We start from the raw sequence: 16,984 nt of genomic DNA on the forward strand, positions 1-16,984 counted from the left end.
CACACGATGTCTACTGTGGACCTGGGGCTTTCGTTTTGTCTCGGTGGCATTTCTCGCGTGCCATTAATGTGCCATTAGCCGACCGGAACCGGTAGGCCGTCCTCACCCTCGTCGTCTTCCGGCTCGATGCCCTTGCGGTGCCGGTCGACGAGCTTGGACAGCCGGTCCGCGATCTGCTGGTCGGCGTCGCTGGTCGCCCGTTGATAGATCAGCGCAGCCCGCATGTCGTCGTGACCCATCCGCGCCATCAAGTCCTTGGTCGAGGTGCCGGCCTTGGACGCCCAGATGTTCCCGGCGTGCCGCAGGTCGTGGAAGTGCAGTCCCTTAAGCCCCATCTTCTCGACGACCTCCGTCCACCGGGTCCGCTGACTGAAGTTCGGACGGCGGACCGCATGGCCGGCTCGTTCCCCCGTGAAAAGCAGCGCGTCCTGCGGCGGCTTGACCCAGGTGTCGAGGTGCTGAACCAGGTCAGGCCGGACGGCCGCTGGAATGATCACCGTGCGCACACCCGCCCGCGACTTGGGCGGCCCGACGACGAGCCCACGGCCAGGAACCTCGACCATCGCCCGGGACACCAGAACCCACGCCGCGTCCTCGGCGACGTCGCACCGACGCAGGGCGGTCACCTCACCCCAGCGCAGCGAACCGAACGCAGCGAGTAGCACCAGCGCACGGAACCGCTCCGGCATGCGACCGGCCAAGTCGAACACTTGCGGCACCGTGAGCACCGGCCGTTCGTCTGGGTTCTCCCGGTCAGCGCCCCGAACGCGGCATGGGTTGCGCATGAGAATCTTGTCTTCATCCACCGCCGTGTTCAGAATCGCGCGCAACAGGCGGTACGACTTGGCCGTCACCGACTGTGAGACGCCCGCCAACAGCCGGTCCGACCGCCACTGCCTCACCAGAGCCGGGGAGAGCTTGCCCAACTCGACCCCACCAAGACCGGGATCAATGTGCTTGCGCAGCAACCACTTGTACAGTTCGACCGTGCGCGGGCGCAGTCCCGGCCGCTCAGTGATCCACTGGTCCGCGTAGTCGCGGAGCTTGCGCTTCGCCCGTTCCGGGTCGATCCAGTCGCCGTGCGCGATCTGCGTTTCGACCTCGGACAGCCAACGTTCCGTCGTCCGCTTCGTCCCGAAGGTGTTGGGCGCCGTCCTCGTGATGCCGTCCGGCCCGGGATATCGAGCCTGCCAGCGACCTGACGGCAGTTGCCGAACACTTCCGAATCCTCGGTGGCCGTGTTTGTTCGCCATTTCAGGCCGCCCTTCCGAGATCTCGGCGAACCGAAGCGCGGGTGATCGGCTCGACGCGTCCCAATTGCATGAACTCCTCCAGGTCAGGCACCGCCAGCCGCACGTGCGCGCCGGCCTTGTGAAAGGCGATCCGTCGTTCCGCGATCAGCCGTCGCACGAACCGGACGCCGGTGTTCAGGTACTCGGCTGCCTCATCGACCGTCAGATACTTGGTTTCCATCCGTCCCCCCTCCTGATCAGGCCACGTGCCGAGTTGCCGAAGTTTCTGGCGGTCCCGCCGCGAGTAGGGCCCGGTCATATTCGGCCTTCCACGTGATCCGCTCGGCGATGGCGCGCATGACGAGGTGATCCCGAGGCGGGACGTGGGCGTCGGTGGATTCGACCTTGCGCCACACCAGCCGGGCCGGATCGGGTTCCGGCTTCTCGATCCCGACGACCGCGAGAGCCTGCTTCACGAACGCCCTGCGATCGGCCTTGTGGTCCACGAGCGTCTTGCCCGACCACTTCCGCGACACCAGCACGCGGCGCCCCGGAAGGCCGAGGGTGGTCCGGCGGTGAGCGCGTCCCTTGCAGTGTCCTGGTGTTGTCTTGCTGTTGGCGCCCTTGGGTTGGACGCCGTAGAGGAGCCAGACGGCGCAGCGCGGCGAGCACGGGGTGATGGCCAGCTCCGCGTGAAGCCGGTCGTGGTGAGCGATCTGTGCTGCGCCGTTGGCCTCGACAACCTCACCGGTGGACTTGGTGAGGTACTTCGTCAGGTAGCCGATGTGACGGCCGGCCTCTTCGGTGCCGCCAAGGATGCCCTTGGAGTGCACCTGACGCCCAAACGTCACCACGTGCGCGGGTTCCTCGACGTCCTCCACGGCGTCATCCCAGGTCGTCAGTGGTCGCCGTGTCTCCGGATCGACAAAGCCACGCTCCGGCCCGTCCCAGCTGGGCACGCGGTCGGTATAGACGAGCTCGTCGTGGTTGGGCCACCAGACCTGGTGATACGTCGCCTCCGTGACCATGCGGATGGTCTCGTGCGAGATCGAACCGCGGAGCGCCGTGTGCAAGTGCGGCGCTGTCCGCTTCTGCGGCTCGACCGTGGCGAAGTACTGCACGTCCCAGCCCACGACCCGGCGGAGGTTCTGCCACCACCGGTCGACCAGCGCGGAGAAGTGCACGGCATCCCGGGCTGCCCGGCGGTAGTCGTACGTCGACGGGTCAACGGGTGTGGCGTCCGCGCGCACCCGGCCGTAGGTGTCGCAGGTGAGCGTGACGAACATCGACGGCCGGAACTTGCCCGCGAACTCCCTGCCTACGGTGGTCTTAGCGACCTTCTTCCGAGGCAGGTTGGGCGCGTCCTGGCGACGCCTGGTCGAGCGCTTCATCGGTTTCTTCCCTGGCAGGTCGAGGGCGGGCAGCCGGCCCCGGACGCCGAGTTGCCGAAGTTCTTCATCCACTCCGGCGACCTCGGCCCGCACCTCCTCCGCCTCGGCCGGATCGCGGTCGACCACCTCCCGGTAGGCCGCGACGAGATCGGCGCGGTACGTCAGTAGCTCCGTCTGGTCTTCGGTGGGGTCCTCTGCTGTGAGGTCGGGTTCTTCGGTCATGTGCCAGCCCTCGCGGCACTGAACCTGCCGAAGCGCCTTGGCCTTTCGTGCGCATGGCAGACACACCGATTCCACAGTGGATCCACACGGGATAGGAACGTATTGCAGCTCCCCGGTTTCCTTGTCGCCGACTTCCATCGTGAAGGGTCGAACACAGACGCCGTGCTTCTCGGCCGCCGCCTTGATGACGTCCGCCGCGATGGGTTGGCGCATCCGCTCCGCACGAGTCTCGGCCATCAGGCAGCCACCTCCCCGGCATCGGCCCAGCCCCGAAGGACGAAAACGGGCATGTCTTGGCGAACGCCTTCCGGCAGATCCGGGAACGTCACCTCGTCGAACCGCACCCCGCCGTAGACCTGCACCGGGACGCCGCACGGAGTCCGACCGTTGATGACGAGGTGGACCCGGCCGCTTGAACGAGGTCGCCAGATCGTGGCCGCCACCTCGTCGAGCGTCGAAACCCACCGCAGGAGGCCGGCCGCGACCCCCGACAGGTCGGTCACGTCGAGCTGGACGACGAGCGGATCGGACCAGGCGGTGACGGTCACCGACGCCACCGGCGGCAAATGGTGCAAGTCCAAGTGGTCGCGGACCGCATCGAGGAAGACCATCAGCCGGTTCATGCAGCCACCCCCATCCCACGGGCGCCCAGATCTGCACGACCGCCGTTGGTGACGTACTCCTCCAGTGCCTTGACCGTCTCGTCCGACACCCAGCCGGCACGGACCCGCAGGGGTTCGCGGATGCCCTCGCCCCAGACGTAGCCGACGCCGGCCTCGGAATCGCCGATGCGGTTGGCCCAGGCACCCCGCTCATACGCGCCGTCCCCGAGGACCATGCCCACGTGAGTCTTCGAGGTCACCCGCAGGCACACGCGCCGGGTGAACAGCTCCCGCACCGGAACCGTGTCCTTGGTCGGTTCCTGCACGTAGCCGCGGACCGATATGCCCAACGCCCGACCTTGGGTGGTCAGCAGAGCGACGCGTTCCACGATGGCGTCTCGGGTTTTGCGGTCGGTGTACTTCGTCAACGCCCCGATCTCGTCGAATTCCAGCAGCTCCAACGGGTACTCGGTCGACACCGGGATCATCCGCATCCGACCTGCGAAGGCCTGCTTGCGCGACTCCATCTCGTCCACCAGACCGTCTAGGACCTCCAACGCGTCCTTGCCGCTCACGGCGTAGCGGGAGAAGATGCCGCGTCCGTAGGCCAGCTCCATCCCCTTGGGGTCGATGCCGGACATGCGGACGACGCCGGAGCGGATGGCAGAGGCCGCCGCGACGAGTGGGCACCACATGACGGAGTTCTTGCCCGCGCCCGACGCACCAGCCGTGAGCGTGTGCGCCCCAGAGCCGAGCAGCGGGACGCGCCAGGCCTTCCCGTACTCCGTGCGCCCAGCCCACACGTTGCGCAGATCAACCCCGCCGGCCTCGACACCCTCAGGCAGCGGCGGGCAGTGCACGAGTGAGGCCAGCCGGTCGTGACGCTGGAAATCGATGGAGACGACGTTCGGCGCAACCTCCCGCACCTGGCACCGCGCGACCTTCCGCGCCACCGCCAATGCCCGGGCAGCCTCGTCGAAGTCCTCCGGCTTCTGGCCGGCTACGAGCTCCACCCGCACCTCATCCCACGAGGCACCCGACCGAACCCTGCGGACCTTGGGAATCCGCGTTGCGGCCGGAGACGTCGAGCGACTGGCCTTACGTCCGAGGAGGTTGACATCCACTACGACCGGCAACGAGCCGTCACGTACCGACAGGCCGCAGGCGTGCAGCCACGCCGGAAGCTTGCGGTTGTACATCCACCACCGCGCCCACCACGAGCGCAGGAACCGCCAGCACCACTGATCGAACGACACCGCATCGATCAACCACCAGGCACCAAGTGCAAGCGCGACACCACCAAGCACCGCAGCAAGCGAGACCCAGCCCAACACCGCACACCACGCGAGCACCGCCACCACGGCGAGGCTGGTCCGCCACCGCTTCACGAGCTGCGCGAGCGCCCAGACGACGGCCTTGCACACCCACCAGAGCGCGATGAAGGCCACCGCAGCCGCCGCCAGGGCTTCCGCCACCGACGCCAACGCACGGCCGACCTTGTGCAGCACCCACACACCGACGCCGAGCGCCGCCATTGCCACGAGCACGAACCCGGCCGACATCAGCGACCACCCCGCGACCTGAGGTCCAAGGAGAGCATTCCCGAGCAGGCGGCGCACTTCGTTTCGCCGGGAAGCAGCTTCGCGAATCGCTTGCAGGAGCAGCAACGCGTCCGGGTGACCCCCGTTGACACGCGCCGTTTGTCATCGTTTAGCGTTGTCATTGTTCACTTCCGCTGGTTGTGGACAGCGCAGGAGCGGCATGGTTGGTAGCCGGTTTCCGCTTCTGCGCCTTACGTTTCTCGTCCGCCGCATGAGGGCGTGGTTGATCACCGCACGTCAACACGCGCGTTTTTCCTGAATCTGTTGACTTTTGTTCGTCTACACGGGACTACTCGGCCCGCGGCTTCTCCGCCTGGATCCGAGCCGACACCTCACCCGCCTTTCGTTCCTCGTACCCGACCCAGTACATGGCCTCGTGGTGATGCCACCGATCGACGTCCGCGACGGCGCGGTACATCCGGGCATTGCTCTGGTGGAACGCCACCCACGCGGTGAGATTCGCGTTGGAGGGCGGACGTCGCTCGATTGCCGCGTTGTGCGCGGCCTGGAGTGTCATGGGTTCAGTCGTCGTCGCCATCACGCACCACCCCGGCCCGAGCCTCGACCACTACAGCCAGCTGCTCCGCCCCGTCGCGGAGCTGGCGAAGGAACTCCACGAACCTCGGCCACAGCGCCGGATCCGCCGGTGGGGCGATCGCCAAACTGTCCGGGTCGAGGTACAGCACCAGTCCCGGGACCGACGTCGAACCAAGCTGGTGCATCCCGGCGACCGCCTCCGCGCCCGGGGTCCAGGTCGCGTTGAACGCCACCCTCGCGTCCTTTCTCTTGCTGCCAATACCGTGCCTGGTCCTCGAACGCCTCGGCGGCGGACTCCACTGCTGCGAGAAGCCACCACTCCAAGTCGTCCCGGTTGTCTGCGAGCGCCCGCCAGGCCGAAGCGACTGACCACGACGCGTCCGCCATCGCGGAAGCCCCACCGTGGTCTCCCCGGCCCACCCGAGCCGCGAACTCCGACGCAACGCCGTACCGGCGGTAGGCGTGTTCCCACGCCTGCACCAAGTCGACCCCGGCGGGGACCCGCTTCATCACGCCGCCTTCTGCGCCGACTCAGTCGAGGCGTTGCGTGCCGGCTTCACCGAGCTGGCAGAGGCCTTGAAGCCCGTCGCGCGGAAGGCGTAGGACTGGTACTTGAACTCGCCGTTCCCGGCCACGCGGGGTTCGGCGGTGAGCCCTTCCAACTCGATCGGCCGCATGCCCGGCAGAGCCTCGGACGTCGTCGGCACCGGCTGAACGTCGGCCAAGAACGTCACATCGAACGACGCGCGCTTGGAGTTGGTCTCGTTCGGGTCGGTGACCGTCGCCTTCCACTGCCGCTTGCCCGTGGTCTCGTCAACGCGCTGGCGAGCTGGCCGACCCGCCGCCCGGTCCTCCCGCGACTGGTACTCGTTGTCCGGCGCGACCTCGCCGACCAGCACCAGGCCGAGCGGGAAAGCCTCGTCGAACTCGATCGCGAACCGGTGTCCCTTGCTGATCGCCATCGTGGATGCCCCTTCTGTCGTCACATCTGGTCTCTGGGGTCCCTGCGGGACCACTCACCCCGTTAGAGGTAGTTCTATTAGAGTCTGCGACGATCAACTTGTCAATAGAACTATCTCTAACACGCTCAGTAGACCATGATGAGCCGATACCGCTAGCGTTATCGACCGACAGAGGAGGACCACGTGGGCACTGGGTACCGCGACCTGGCCGCGAGCCTGCGCGACGCGATCCAGCGGGGCGACTACGCCCCGGACTCGACGCTGCCGAAGCAAGAGGAGCTCGCCGAGGAGTACGGCGTCAACGTCAACACGGTCCGCAAAGCCGTCGGCGTCCTGGAGGCCGAAGGGCTGGTGACGCCGATCCGCCGGCGCGGCACCGTCGTCCGCGCGCGCCCACCCATGAAGCGCCTCGGCACCGACCGCTACGCCAAGAGCAAGTGGAAGTACGGCGACACGGTGGCGTTCATCGCCGACCGCGAGGCGTCCGGCCGCGAGTGGAAGCCCACCGACCAGACCCAGACCGTTTCGAAGGTCGAAGCCGACAAGGAGATCGCCGAGGCCCTGGGTGTCGACGTCGGCTCACTCGTCTACGAGCGCGCGCGCCTAGTCAAGGACGCCGGCCACCCCACCCACACCCTCTCCAGCTACTACCGCCCGGAAGACGTCGAGGGCACTCGCCTCGTCGACGACACCCCGGGGCCGGCCGGTCGAGGTGGTGGCTTCCTGGTCCTCACGCTCCAGGGGCTCGAACCCGACACGATCAGCGAGACCTTCTACTCACGCATGCCCACGCCCGACGAGATCGAGACGCTGGAGCTTCCGGCCGGCGAGCCCGTCATGGTGTTGCAGCGGCGCACGTTCACCGCAGACGGCCGCGTCGTCGAGTTTGCCCGTGGCATCCACGCTGCCAGCCGTTTCTCCTGGTCCTATACGTTCAAGCTCCCCGACTGACTCCGGAGTCCCCGCATGACCGAGCGCTCGACCACCCTGCCGGACAACCTCCGCGCCGACGTCCAAACGCTCTGGGACTACCACGACATGCACCACGAACTCCGGCCCACGGACGTCGGGATCGGCCTGGGAAGCCACGATCTCGGCGTCGCCACCTACGCGGCGGAGCTGTACCAGCAGGGGTACTTCCCGCGGATCGTCTTCACCGGGGCCAACGCACCGACAACCGTCGAGCGGTTCCCACGCGGGGAGGCTGTCCACTACCGGGAGCACGCGTTGGAACTAGGGGTTCCGGATGACGCGATCCTGGTCGAGCCGGAGGCACGGAACACGGGGAACAACATCACCCTCAGCCGGCAGCTGCTAGAGGCGCAGCGGATCCCGGTCAAGTCGGTCATGCTGATCTCGCGGCCGTACCAGCAGCGCCGGGCATACGCGACGTGCAGGAAGCTCTGGCCCGAGGTTGCCGTAATCTGTGCATCCCGACCGTTACCGCTTGATGACTATATTGAGAGCATCGGCGACGTGGGCCGCGTCATAAACATGCTCGTTGGTGATACTCAGCGTATAGATCTCTATCCTCATCGAGGGTTTTCCATTGAGCAAGATTTTCCTGAAGCAGTGAAGAGTGCATATCAGCACTTGATCGCATCGGGATTCGACAAGCGCTTAATCTAAAGCCTGCTGATGGTCCATCATCAATTTTCATGTCTGCAATTTCAAGATCACGGTCTGATCTGTACATAACATCACCCTTGTAACGACTACGATTTGAGTACTCGAACACATAAAGAGACTCGCACCGAATAATTCTACCCGCGGGACCGACTGACTGTTCGAGACTCGTCCAGCTACCGACTTCAAGCGACAGCACTATAGCGCTGACAAGTGTCAAACAGCCCGACCTCAAGCCCCATCCTTGGTCCCTTGAACGATTACAGGCACCGACGGTGCTCAGTGCGAAGCACCTAGCCACAAGATATATCCCACTCAACGGCACATCACCGATAACAGCAAACCGCACCAAGATCACTCGTTCGGCGGAGGTGTAAGCCACCTCTAACATGACAGTCTCTGGTGGTCATCAGCAGCCAGGGGAGGGCTTTGCATGACCGCATGCCGCGCGTCATTTCTGTTGCACAACATTAGTGAAAGCCTTCGACTTTTTCCCTGGGCTCAACTCTTGACATTTAACGAATAGGTCAGCAATTTTCTATTCGATCAATTGAATAGCACCAGGAAGGTAACTTTAGTGCGCACAAGTCGAACGCTTGCCGTCTCGACGATCGCCGGATTGCTATTAGCATCGTTTGCGCAAGTTGCAAACGCCGAAGGTCGTTACGGCACTGAGCAAAAAGTCCGGGAGTTTACGTCAAATTCGCAGCAAAGTCACGCAATATCGGACTTTGCACAGCGAATGAAAGAAAGATACAATATCAACATCGACCAATCCGAGTACCAAGTCCAGGCTGACAGCACTGGAATCTCTATATTGCCGAGGCCAGATTCTGAGATTGCGAAAAAGTATAATTCGGCCGGACAAAGCGCGGCGCCGAAAAAGAGCCCAGCGGCAGCCGACCCTAACACTTTCGCTGGCCCCACGTTTAACGTCAAACCTCCGAGTTTGCAGGAGATTAATTCAGCCAAAAAACTGAAGCCGGCGAGCACGCAGGCAGAACCGAATTGGTTTCCAACGGAGTGCTGGTCACGGGCCTATATGAAGTTTTTCGGCCTAGATGAAGACCTCGCATGGGCGGACTCCTGTCATGTTTTGGGTTGGTTGCCACCAACTAATGGGCGCGGAAACTATATGTACAGGATGTGGTCGACGTGTAGTACTACGCCAGAGGCCACCGGCAAGGTCACACTGACCGAATGCGGAGTCCAGGATCTTATTACCACGCCGAACGCTGCTTGGGTCGACTGGGCGCCACGAGCTGACGCCCAAATCGGAACGTGTGGCACCTTTGGATATGCTATTACTATTGGTGCAATTACCGGTTCATGGAGCTTCCCCGCATGCGACACCATAAAAATTGATAAGCACAACCCGGATGTGTACTTTAAGTCCTGGTGGAGCGGCCGGGCTTCCGGCAAGAATCGCTCCACCGAAATGGCAATCTCGTTTACTGTTCCCGAAACCGTAGGAGTTAGCGGCGATCCGCGGATATCGACTTCAGTAGAAATTTGCCGCCCAGGGCCGCTCGGTGATCCATGCGAAGACACTCAGTAATTTATTCTGCCTGCTAACCGGTGTGATATGATCAAAGCGCACGGTGTGCCATAAAGCCGAATTGACAGGAGAGGTGCCGATGCAGCGCAAATGCGTCGCGAGTATCCGACGTTGGATTGGCATCGGCGGCATTGCGTGTGCATTGGCTACATCCTGCAGTTCGAAAACCGCAAGTGACTACAGGAACATATCCATATCGGAGTCTGAAGCGGTGCAACTGCTCCACGAAGCGGCCCGTCTTGCAGGGTCGGGCGATTTCTCTCGCCTCTGCAAGACGGTCGCCGCAAGCGAGCAGAACTGTCTCATTCAGCTTGAAGACGCCGCTCAATCCAATCAGACTCCAGGTCCAACTGAACCAAAATTGATCAGCGCAGATTCATATACGATAAACGGTCAAGCTACAACCGTTCTTCACATTGAAGGAAAAAGGAAAGACGGAGCCGACTACTTCAGCGATTTTGCCGTCATCCGCAAGGATATTCGTAACCTTGTTAGTTTAACTGCAATCTTCTGGTCGGGCACTAGATTCGTGCAGCCAACTAGCCCCACCACGCCTACCGCTACGACATAGAGAAAAATCGCAACCTGTTCAATTCGCACACAGTTCTTCGGAATAGTCTAAAATCGCGTAAGAGGAACTTAGTCTCGAAGGTCTACAACGGCCGCGATCGGCGCGCGAGAATGCACCGTTAACGGTCCGCTCAAGGCGGACACGGCGAGGCCGATTCCCCCGCATTCAAATGGTCTCCATCGGTGCTGGCCCGAGTGTATTTAGACGAATCTCCTTGCCGAACTTGGCTCTATGGGATCAAGGCGCCGCCAGCGGCGGCGCGCACGTCACCACGCGTACGGCGGGCTCGCCCGACCGCGACACGGACGGCCTGCCGCTCCGCTTCGGCCGCCGGTCGCCGGGCAGCCCGCCGACGACGTAGCACCGTGCAGCGCGCCCCCGCCGACGACGATCAGCTCATCGGCCTAGTTACGCCGGACAGGCCCGCTGGCAAGGTCGACTTCATGCCGACGTCCGACCGCGTAACCGCAGAAGCCCATGCCACAGCCGCACGCCAAGCCATCGAGCAGGGCAGGAGTACCGCCGACCCGATCAGCCTCGCGACCGCGGAGGGACTGTTGGCCGTCTTCCACCAGCTCAAATACATGCAAGACGACACCATCACCCTCCGAGGCGCCGCTGACCTGGTCGACGCCATGGACACCCTCAGCCGCAAGCTGGGAGACAGGTAGACCAGCGAGCGTTACCCACGGGGTTCCACCCCGAAGCCTGATCGTGACAACGGCCGGCGACACCGCGTCAAGGCGGGAAAGCGTGCCTTGACCCGGCACCACCGGCCGCGTGCGGGCTTCATATCGGGGTGAAGGGAGGGGAGTGGGTGAGGCGGCGGCGTGCCATTGCCGTGCCATTGAGGCCGGTCAACCACGGTCAACAGGGGCCAGCGCCAGGCAGGCGGAGCCGCAGGTCAGGCCAGCTATTGGCCATGATCACCCTGGTTCCCAAGCTGAATACGCGGGTTCGATTCCCGTCATCCGCTCCAAGAACTGTTCTTGCAGCTCGGACGGGGTGTTTCCCGAGATTGGGAAGCACCCTTCTGGCTTTCTGCGTACTGTTCCAACAACATCCCAGCAACATCACTCGGCGGCTCCATTTCCGCGCTCTTTCTTCTCCGGCCGGTGTTCGACGAAGGCGCCAGCTAGTGGCCGGCGGCCCTGGTGCGGTCCATGCGACCGTCCTGCCCGCCATACTCGGCAAGTGAACGACTACTCCTGGCCCGACGATCCCTACCAGCAGCTTGCAGAGCGAGCGCGCACCACCTGGACTGCAACAACCGAAGGCCTGCCGATCGGAACCCACATCACCGGCCAGGTCATCGGCAGGCAGCCCTTCGGGGTATTCATCCGCATCGACAACCATCCCGATGCTGTGGGACTCGCCGAGATCACCACTATGCCGCGGCATATGGGACTTCCCATCGTCGGTACCCACGTCGCCGCCAGAGTCATCTGGCACGCCGCGCACAACCATCAGGTGAAGCTGAGCCTGGACGACGACTGGAACGACAACACCCCGGGTTCTGCCTCGGAACCCGGCACCGCTTCTGAGATCGAAGGGCAGGCACGTTCGACGATCTCCTCAGCCCCAAGTCGCTCGGGACTTTCCAGCAACATCCCAACCACATGCCCCGGTCAGCCCCGGTCAAGAGAGGCACCCCACGACACATGCTCGACCGCAGGTCACCGCCACCAATCTTGAGGGATAATCCCACCCATGACGCATGGCGAGCAGCTCTGCGAAGTCATCAACGACCTCATCCGCATCCTCCGCACCGGCGAGCACGACACGTCCTGGAGCAGCTACCGCTCCACCGACGACGCCATCGCCGAGCTGGAACACCTCGAAGACCGCATCCGCCAAGGCGACCCCAGCGCCGAGCAACGGCTCAAAGAACTCTTCCTCCCCACCGGCGCACTGGAGGAAATCGCCGTCTCCAGCGGCTGGGTTGGAACGTGGATCGAGCTCACCAAGAAGGTCGATCCACAATAGACAGGCTCACACATCGTCCCCGACGTCGAGCTTGCGGTAGAAGGTCACCTGCGGCTGAGTGGTGACGCCGGCCGCCGCCATCAGCGCGCCGATGCGGTCGCTTTCGGAGGAGAAGAAAGCCTGGAACGACGCCTCGTCCGGCCAGACGTCGACGACCAGGATGTCCTTGTCGTCGGCCCAGAAGTGGTGGGACTGCAGGCCGTGGGCGCGGGCGGAGGCGATGATGGCTGACATGCGGTCGGGGTCGGAGGCGGCGGCCTGCTCGAACTGGGCGCCGTTGCCGGGGACGCGGAGGAGCATCAGCACGGACATGGTGATCACGCCCAGAAGGCGTCGTCGGAGGATTCGTCCTGGGAGACGTCCAGCAGGTCGACCGCTTGGCCGTCGCGCATTCTGAATACCAGCGCGTGGCGGGTGTCGAGGTGTTTGTCGCCGCGGGTGCCGGTGGAGTGGTAGACCGTGACGACCTCGTCGTCGTCCGCGTAGACCTCTTCGAGGGCCACGCGGAGGGTGCCGTCGCTGCGGGTGGCGAGCTCGCCGTACATCGACAGGATCGCGTCGCGGCCCTTGTGGTCGCCGGAAAAGACGTTGTGGCCCGGCATGTGTTGCACGGCGTCGGCGGCGATGAGCTCGGACAGGGCCGCGACGTCGCCGGCGGAGAAGGCCGCGTAGCCGCGGCGGATGAGTGTCGCGTTGGGGTGTTCGGCCATCGTGGAGCCCCCTCAGCAAAGAAAGTTGGGCGCCCTGGGTGCGGGCGCGTTCACCGGCCGCAGGGCGTGTCACCATCGAACGCGCCGGGCCGCGAACGTGTCAAGGCCGCCCTATTCACCTATTCACCTGCTCGGCGACGCAGCAAGGCCACGTGGCCGGCACCAAGGCCCGCCGCCTCGGCGCCGGCCACAGCAGCCAGAGCCGCGGAGCGATTTCCCAAGCGGCGCAGGAGTTCCGCGCGCGTCGCGTGCCACCAGGGGTAGTCCGCCAGGCCGTCCAGCGCGTCCACGAGGGGCAGGGCCACGGCGGCGCCGTCACGTTCGGCGATCGCGGCGGCGCGGTTCAGTGACACCACCGGGCTCGGGCGGACGGTGAAAAGCACGTCATACCAAGAGATCACGGCGTCCCAGTTGGTCGACTCGTACGTCGGCGCCAAGGCGTGACAAGCCGCGATCGCCGCTTCCACCACATAAGGATTGGGCACGGAAGGCGTCCGCCGCAAAGCACGCCCCACCAGCAAAACGCCCTCCTGGATCAGTGCGGCGTCCCACAAAGAACGATCCTGATCGGCCAGCAGCACGGGCAACCCGTCGTCGGCGACGCGCGTGCACCTGCGCGCGTCGTGCAGCAACAGCAAGGCCAGCAGCCCCAGCACCGTCGGCTCGTCCGGCATCAGCGACGCGAGCAGCCGCGCCAGCCGCACGGCCTCGTCGACCAGCGGAGCGCGCACGCCCGCGTACCCCTCGTTGAAGATCAGGTACACGGTCGCCGCCACACCGGAAAGCCGCTCAGGCAGCTCCTCCGCCGCCGGCACGCGGTACGGGATCCCCGCCGTCGCGATCTTCTGCTTCGCCCGCGTCAGCCGCTTCGCCGCCGTCGCCTCGGGCAGCCGCAGGCCGCGCGCGACCTCGGCGGTCGACAAACCGCCGAGCGTCCGCAGCGACAAAGCGACCTGCGCGTCCACCGACAGACACGGGTGGCAGCAGGTGAACACGAGGCGCAGCAAGTCGTCACGGATCACGGAAGGCGGCGGATCTTCGTCGGCGAGCGGCATCGCGTCCGCCTCCTTCCCGACGCGCTTGGCCTCGCGGCGCAGCACGTCGACGGCGCGTCGCCGCGCCGTCACGAGCAGCCAGGCCCGCGGGTTGTCCGGGACGCCGTCGCGCGGCCACGTTTCGAGCGCCCGCACGACGGCGTCCTGCACCGCGTCCTCGGCCAGGTCCACGCTGCCGATGACCCGCACGAGCGTGGCGAGCACCCGGGTCCCCTCATCCCGGATGAGCCGCGCCAGCGTGTCACCGGCGACCGTCACGAGAACTCGACGATCGGGCGCACCTCGACGGCGCCGTCCCACGCGGCCGGGATCTGGGCGGCGACCTTGACGGCTTCGTCGAGGTCGGCGCATTCGATGAGGTAGAAGCCGGTGAGGGCTTCCTTCGTCTCGGCGTACGGGCCGTCGCTGGTCACGATGTCGCCGCCCTTGCCGCCGTTCACGCGGACGGTGGTGGCCGTCGCGGTCGGGTACAGGGCGTTGCCGCCACGGATGACGGCGGCGGCCGCCGCACCGAATTCGTTGTAGTCCTTCATCATCGACGCGGCTTCGGGCTGCGTCGGGTCCACGTCGGCGGAGTAGATGAGCGCGGCATAGGTGGGCATGGCTGCTCCTGATGAGTGTCCGGACCGGCGCCGTTCGCCGGCTAACACTCTAAGGACGAACGGCCCCCGCCGCGCCAGGACAATCGCCGCGGAAAACTTTCAGCCCTCGACGAGCTCCCACTCGGCACCCGGCTCGGCGCGGTCGAAGACCTGGCCGGGCGCGGCCTGCAGCACGTTCACGACGTCCGGGTACAGGCTCACCACGTGCTCCAGCTCCAGGCCCTCGACCTCGAAGTCCTCGGCTTCGGGCACCTCGAAGCCCACGAAGAGCCAGGTGCCGTCACCCTCGCGCACCACCTGGCGCACGGCGCGAACGGGCGCGTCACCACCGGTCACGATCTCGGTGAGCCCGGTCGACAACTGCACCTCGTCTACCGGCGAGCCTGGGTGCTGCCACGCGGCGATGCGCGCGTCGCGGATCTCGCGGTCCTCGGCCTCGTCGTCGGAGTCGGCGACGGAGCTCAGCAGCCACGCCGAACGCTCCGGGTCCCAGTCGGCCGCCATACCCGTTGGCAGCGACGCCAGCGCCGTGAGCTGCGGGACCAGCTCCACGGCTTCGCGCAGCGAGACCGCGCCGAACTGCTCGCGGTTGACGTCCATGTCCTCGTCGAACTCGGCGCCGTCGCTGATGAACCAGTCGTCGTCATCGTCGAGGACCACGAACGCGAGCTGCGAGGGGTCCTCCAGCAACGCCCGCGCGAAGATCACGGGCGACTCAGGGTCCTGTCGCAGCGGCCAGTCGTTGGACATGTTCTTCTCCCCGCGTCGTGCCGGCGTCCGCGAACATCCCACCAGACGTGCGAAACGGCCTCGCACCGGCCCGAAAACGGGCTAATTCCACGGACGTTGGATTACGCTGGACCCATGGTGCTGCCAGAACGTCTCGCCCGCTTCAACCGCGTGGTGACCAACCGCGTCACGGGACCGTTCGTCGGGTGGCTGCCCGGCTTCGGGATGGTCGTGCACCAGGGCCGCCGGTCGGGCAAGGAGTTCCGCACCCCGCTGAACGTCTTCCGTACCGACGACGGCTTCGTCGTCGCCCTCACCTACGGCCCCGACACCGACTGGGTCAAGAACGTGCTGGCCGCGGGCCACGCGGAGATCGTCACGCGCGGCCGAAAATGGCGCGTCGGTGATCCACAGCTCGTGCATGATGGGTCCCGCCGTCCGATGCCGCCCGGGGTGCGCCAGTTCCTCGGGCTCGTCGGGGTCGAGGACTTCCTGCTGCTGCGGCGGGAGTGAGGGGGAGCTGTGCTCACAGGCAAGCTGGTGCGGCTGCGGGCGCTCGAGACGTCGGACGCGGATTCGCTGTATCGCTGGATCCACGACTCGGAGGTCGGGCAGTGGATGGACAGCTCGTACCCGCGTTCGCTCGACCAAGTGCGCAAGCGTTGCGAGGAACGCCCGGTCAACACCTACGCCCACGTGGTGTGCGGCATCGAATCCGTGGCGTCGGGCGCGTTGATCGGCGTGACCGACCTGCGCGACGCCACGCCGGAGACCGGGCGCGCGGAGCTGGACATCTACATCGGCGAGAAGGACCACTGGAACGGCGGCTACGGCTCCGAAGCGCTGCGGCTGATGTGCCGCTACGGCTTCAACGTGATGCGCCTGCACCTCATCGCCCTGTGGGTCGTCGCCGAGAACGAACGCGCGCGCCACGTCTACCGCAAGGCCGGCTTCGTCGAGGACGGCCGGCACCGCGAATGCTTCCGTGGCAGCGACGGGAAGTACCACGACATGTACCTGATGAGCCTGCTGGAACCCGAGCTGATCGACTGAGTCGAGGCCGGCCAGGCGCCGACCGAACAGCTCCGCCCGCACGCGACCGTCGCAGGCTCGAAGCGCCGATTCATCCACAACTCCATACACGGGTGTGGACAACCCCGAAATCACCCGGATGCCGCACGAGGAACCGTCAGCCCAGCAGCTTGCGAGGAGCCTTACGCCGCCACGACTCCACCAGAAGTTCCTTCAGCTGCACCGGATCCACCCGTTCCAGGTCCACCAGGATCGAGCCGTAACCGTCGTAATGCGGCATCGTGAAATACGCCGGGTCGCCGGACGCGAGGAGCGCTTCCTTCTCGTCGAGGCCGCAGAACAGGACCACGCCGCCCTCGGCTTCGCTGCGCAGGCGCGCGAAGCCCTTGCCCGCGACCTTCAACGCGGGCGTGCGGTACCAGGTGGATTCCTCGGTCTCCGGCAGCTCCGCCGCGAGTGCCACCACGTCTTCCCAGGTCGTCATGGGTCCCATCGTGCGCCCTGAGACCCGGCGAAAGCTTGGAAAAACGAGAGCCCCGCCCCTCAACGAGCGAGGGCGGGGCTACTC

Annotated in this window: 23 protein-coding genes; 9 read left to right on the plus strand and 14 right to left on the minus strand. The window is 65.2% G+C overall.

Annotated elements, in window-relative coordinates:
- Positions 1-74: 74 nt before the first annotated feature.
- From AB0M56_RS01140 to AB0M56_RS01175, 8 genes are all read right to left on the minus strand, one after another.
- On the minus strand, positions 75-1,253 hold the full coding sequence (locus tag AB0M56_RS01140; RefSeq protein WP_364169543.1) for a tyrosine-type recombinase/integrase: 1,179 nt from the start codon (positions 1,251-1,253) through the stop codon (positions 75-77).
- Between the two features lies 1 nt (position 1,254).
- The gene (locus tag AB0M56_RS01145; RefSeq protein WP_364169546.1) at positions 1,255-1,473 is read right to left on the minus strand and encodes an excisionase family DNA-binding protein; all 219 of its coding nucleotides are present in this window, start codon (positions 1,471-1,473) and stop codon (positions 1,255-1,257) included.
- Positions 1,474-1,489: 16 nt separating this feature from the next.
- Positions 1,490-3,082 carry a replication initiator gene (locus tag AB0M56_RS01150; protein WP_364169549.1) on the minus strand — a complete coding sequence of 531 codons (1,593 nt, stop codon included), beginning with the start codon at positions 3,080-3,082 and terminating at the stop codon, positions 1,490-1,492.
- A complete protein-coding gene (locus AB0M56_RS01155) occupies positions 3,082-3,468 on the minus strand; it encodes a hypothetical protein (RefSeq protein ID WP_364169552.1) in 387 nt (128 codons plus the stop codon). The genes AB0M56_RS01150 and AB0M56_RS01155 overlap by 1 nt, the downstream gene beginning before the upstream one ends.
- Entirely contained in the window at positions 3,465-5,009 is a 1,545-nt protein-coding gene (locus tag AB0M56_RS01160) for an FtsK/SpoIIIE domain-containing protein (protein WP_364169555.1), read from the minus strand. Before AB0M56_RS01160 ends, AB0M56_RS01155 begins: the two co-directional genes overlap by 4 nt.
- 328 nt (positions 5,010-5,337) lie before the next feature.
- On the minus strand, positions 5,338-5,565 hold the full coding sequence (locus AB0M56_RS01165; RefSeq protein ID WP_364169558.1) for an AMED_5909 family protein: 228 nt from the start codon (positions 5,563-5,565) through the stop codon (positions 5,338-5,340).
- A 4-nt stretch (positions 5,566-5,569) separates the two neighbouring features.
- Positions 5,570-5,818 carry a hypothetical protein gene (locus AB0M56_RS01170; protein ID WP_364169561.1) on the minus strand — a complete coding sequence of 83 codons (249 nt, stop codon included), beginning with the start codon at positions 5,816-5,818 and terminating at the stop codon, positions 5,570-5,572.
- A 276-nt stretch (positions 5,819-6,094) separates the two neighbouring features.
- Positions 6,095-6,547, minus strand: coding sequence for a hypothetical protein (locus AB0M56_RS01175; protein ID WP_364169564.1), 453 nt, complete (start codon positions 6,545-6,547; stop codon positions 6,095-6,097).
- A 183-nt stretch (positions 6,548-6,730) separates the two neighbouring features.
- Between AB0M56_RS01175 and AB0M56_RS01180 the strand changes: the two genes are divergently transcribed.
- The 7 genes from AB0M56_RS01180 to AB0M56_RS01210 all read left to right on the plus strand — a co-directional run bounded on the left by AB0M56_RS01180 (position 6,731) and on the right by AB0M56_RS01210 (position 12,288).
- Complete coding sequence (locus AB0M56_RS01180; protein ID WP_364169567.1) at positions 6,731-7,498, plus strand: GntR family transcriptional regulator; 768 nt, start codon at positions 6,731-6,733, stop codon at positions 7,496-7,498.
- A 15-nt stretch (positions 7,499-7,513) separates the two neighbouring features.
- Positions 7,514-8,176, plus strand: coding sequence for a YdcF family protein (locus AB0M56_RS01185; RefSeq protein ID WP_364169570.1), 663 nt, complete (start codon positions 7,514-7,516; stop codon positions 8,174-8,176).
- Positions 8,177-8,723: 547 nt separating this feature from the next.
- Entirely contained in the window at positions 8,724-9,731 is a 1,008-nt protein-coding gene (locus AB0M56_RS01190) for a hypothetical protein (protein WP_364169573.1), read from the plus strand.
- A gap of 211 nt (positions 9,732-9,942) precedes the next feature.
- A complete protein-coding gene (locus AB0M56_RS01195; protein ID WP_364169576.1) occupies positions 9,943-10,302 on the plus strand; it encodes a hypothetical protein in 360 nt (119 codons plus the stop codon).
- A gap of 365 nt (positions 10,303-10,667) precedes the next feature.
- Complete coding sequence (locus AB0M56_RS01200; RefSeq protein ID WP_364169579.1) at positions 10,668-10,973, plus strand: hypothetical protein; 306 nt, start codon at positions 10,668-10,670, stop codon at positions 10,971-10,973.
- Between the two features lie 523 nt (positions 10,974-11,496).
- Positions 11,497-11,997 (plus strand): hypothetical protein, encoded by a 501-nt coding sequence (locus AB0M56_RS01205; RefSeq protein ID WP_364169582.1) that lies wholly within the window; start codon positions 11,497-11,499, stop codon positions 11,995-11,997.
- A 15-nt stretch (positions 11,998-12,012) separates the two neighbouring features.
- Positions 12,013-12,288 carry a hypothetical protein gene (locus AB0M56_RS01210; RefSeq protein WP_364169585.1) on the plus strand — a complete coding sequence of 92 codons (276 nt, stop codon included), beginning with the start codon at positions 12,013-12,015 and terminating at the stop codon, positions 12,286-12,288.
- Between the two features lie 6 nt (positions 12,289-12,294).
- On the opposite strand, the gene AB0M56_RS01215 is transcribed toward AB0M56_RS01210, so the two are convergent.
- The 5 genes from AB0M56_RS01215 to AB0M56_RS01235 all read right to left on the minus strand — a co-directional run bounded on the left by AB0M56_RS01215 (position 12,295) and on the right by AB0M56_RS01235 (position 15,405).
- Entirely contained in the window at positions 12,295-12,609 is a 315-nt protein-coding gene (locus tag AB0M56_RS01215; RefSeq protein ID WP_364169588.1) for a hypothetical protein, read from the minus strand.
- Entirely contained in the window at positions 12,606-12,998 is a 393-nt protein-coding gene (locus tag AB0M56_RS01220) for a nuclear transport factor 2 family protein (protein WP_364169590.1), read from the minus strand. The genes AB0M56_RS01215 and AB0M56_RS01220 overlap by 4 nt, the downstream gene beginning before the upstream one ends.
- A gap of 119 nt (positions 12,999-13,117) precedes the next feature.
- On the minus strand, positions 13,118-14,311 hold the full coding sequence (locus AB0M56_RS01225; RefSeq protein ID WP_364169593.1) for a sigma-70 family RNA polymerase sigma factor: 1,194 nt from the start codon (positions 14,309-14,311) through the stop codon (positions 13,118-13,120).
- Positions 14,308-14,655: a YciI family protein gene (locus AB0M56_RS01230; RefSeq protein WP_354865245.1), complete on the minus strand. Its 348-nt coding sequence runs from the start codon at positions 14,653-14,655 to the stop codon at positions 14,308-14,310. The genes AB0M56_RS01225 and AB0M56_RS01230 overlap by 4 nt, the downstream gene beginning before the upstream one ends.
- Positions 14,656-14,754: 99 nt before the next feature.
- A complete protein-coding gene (locus AB0M56_RS01235; RefSeq protein WP_220245211.1) occupies positions 14,755-15,405 on the minus strand; it encodes a hypothetical protein in 651 nt (216 codons plus the stop codon).
- Between the two features lie 114 nt (positions 15,406-15,519).
- Between AB0M56_RS01235 and AB0M56_RS01240 the strand changes: the two genes are divergently transcribed.
- Together AB0M56_RS01240 and AB0M56_RS01245 are read left to right on the plus strand one after the other, a co-directional pair.
- Positions 15,520-15,897, plus strand: coding sequence for a nitroreductase family deazaflavin-dependent oxidoreductase (locus AB0M56_RS01240; RefSeq protein ID WP_364169598.1), 378 nt, complete (start codon positions 15,520-15,522; stop codon positions 15,895-15,897).
- 9 nt (positions 15,898-15,906) lie between these two features.
- Positions 15,907-16,437, plus strand: coding sequence for a GNAT family protein (locus AB0M56_RS01245; protein ID WP_364169601.1), 531 nt, complete (start codon positions 15,907-15,909; stop codon positions 16,435-16,437).
- A 136-nt stretch (positions 16,438-16,573) separates the two neighbouring features.
- Here AB0M56_RS01245 and AB0M56_RS01250 read toward each other — a convergent pair whose 3' ends face one another.
- Positions 16,574-16,900 carry an MmcQ/YjbR family DNA-binding protein gene (locus tag AB0M56_RS01250; RefSeq protein WP_364169604.1) on the minus strand — a complete coding sequence of 109 codons (327 nt, stop codon included), beginning with the start codon at positions 16,898-16,900 and terminating at the stop codon, positions 16,574-16,576.
- Between the last annotated feature and the right edge of the window lie 84 nt (positions 16,901-16,984).

Source organism: Amycolatopsis sp. NPDC051372 (assembly GCF_040682095.1).
In the GTDB taxonomy this organism is placed as follows: domain Bacteria; phylum Actinomycetota; class Actinomycetes; order Mycobacteriales; family Pseudonocardiaceae; genus Amycolatopsis.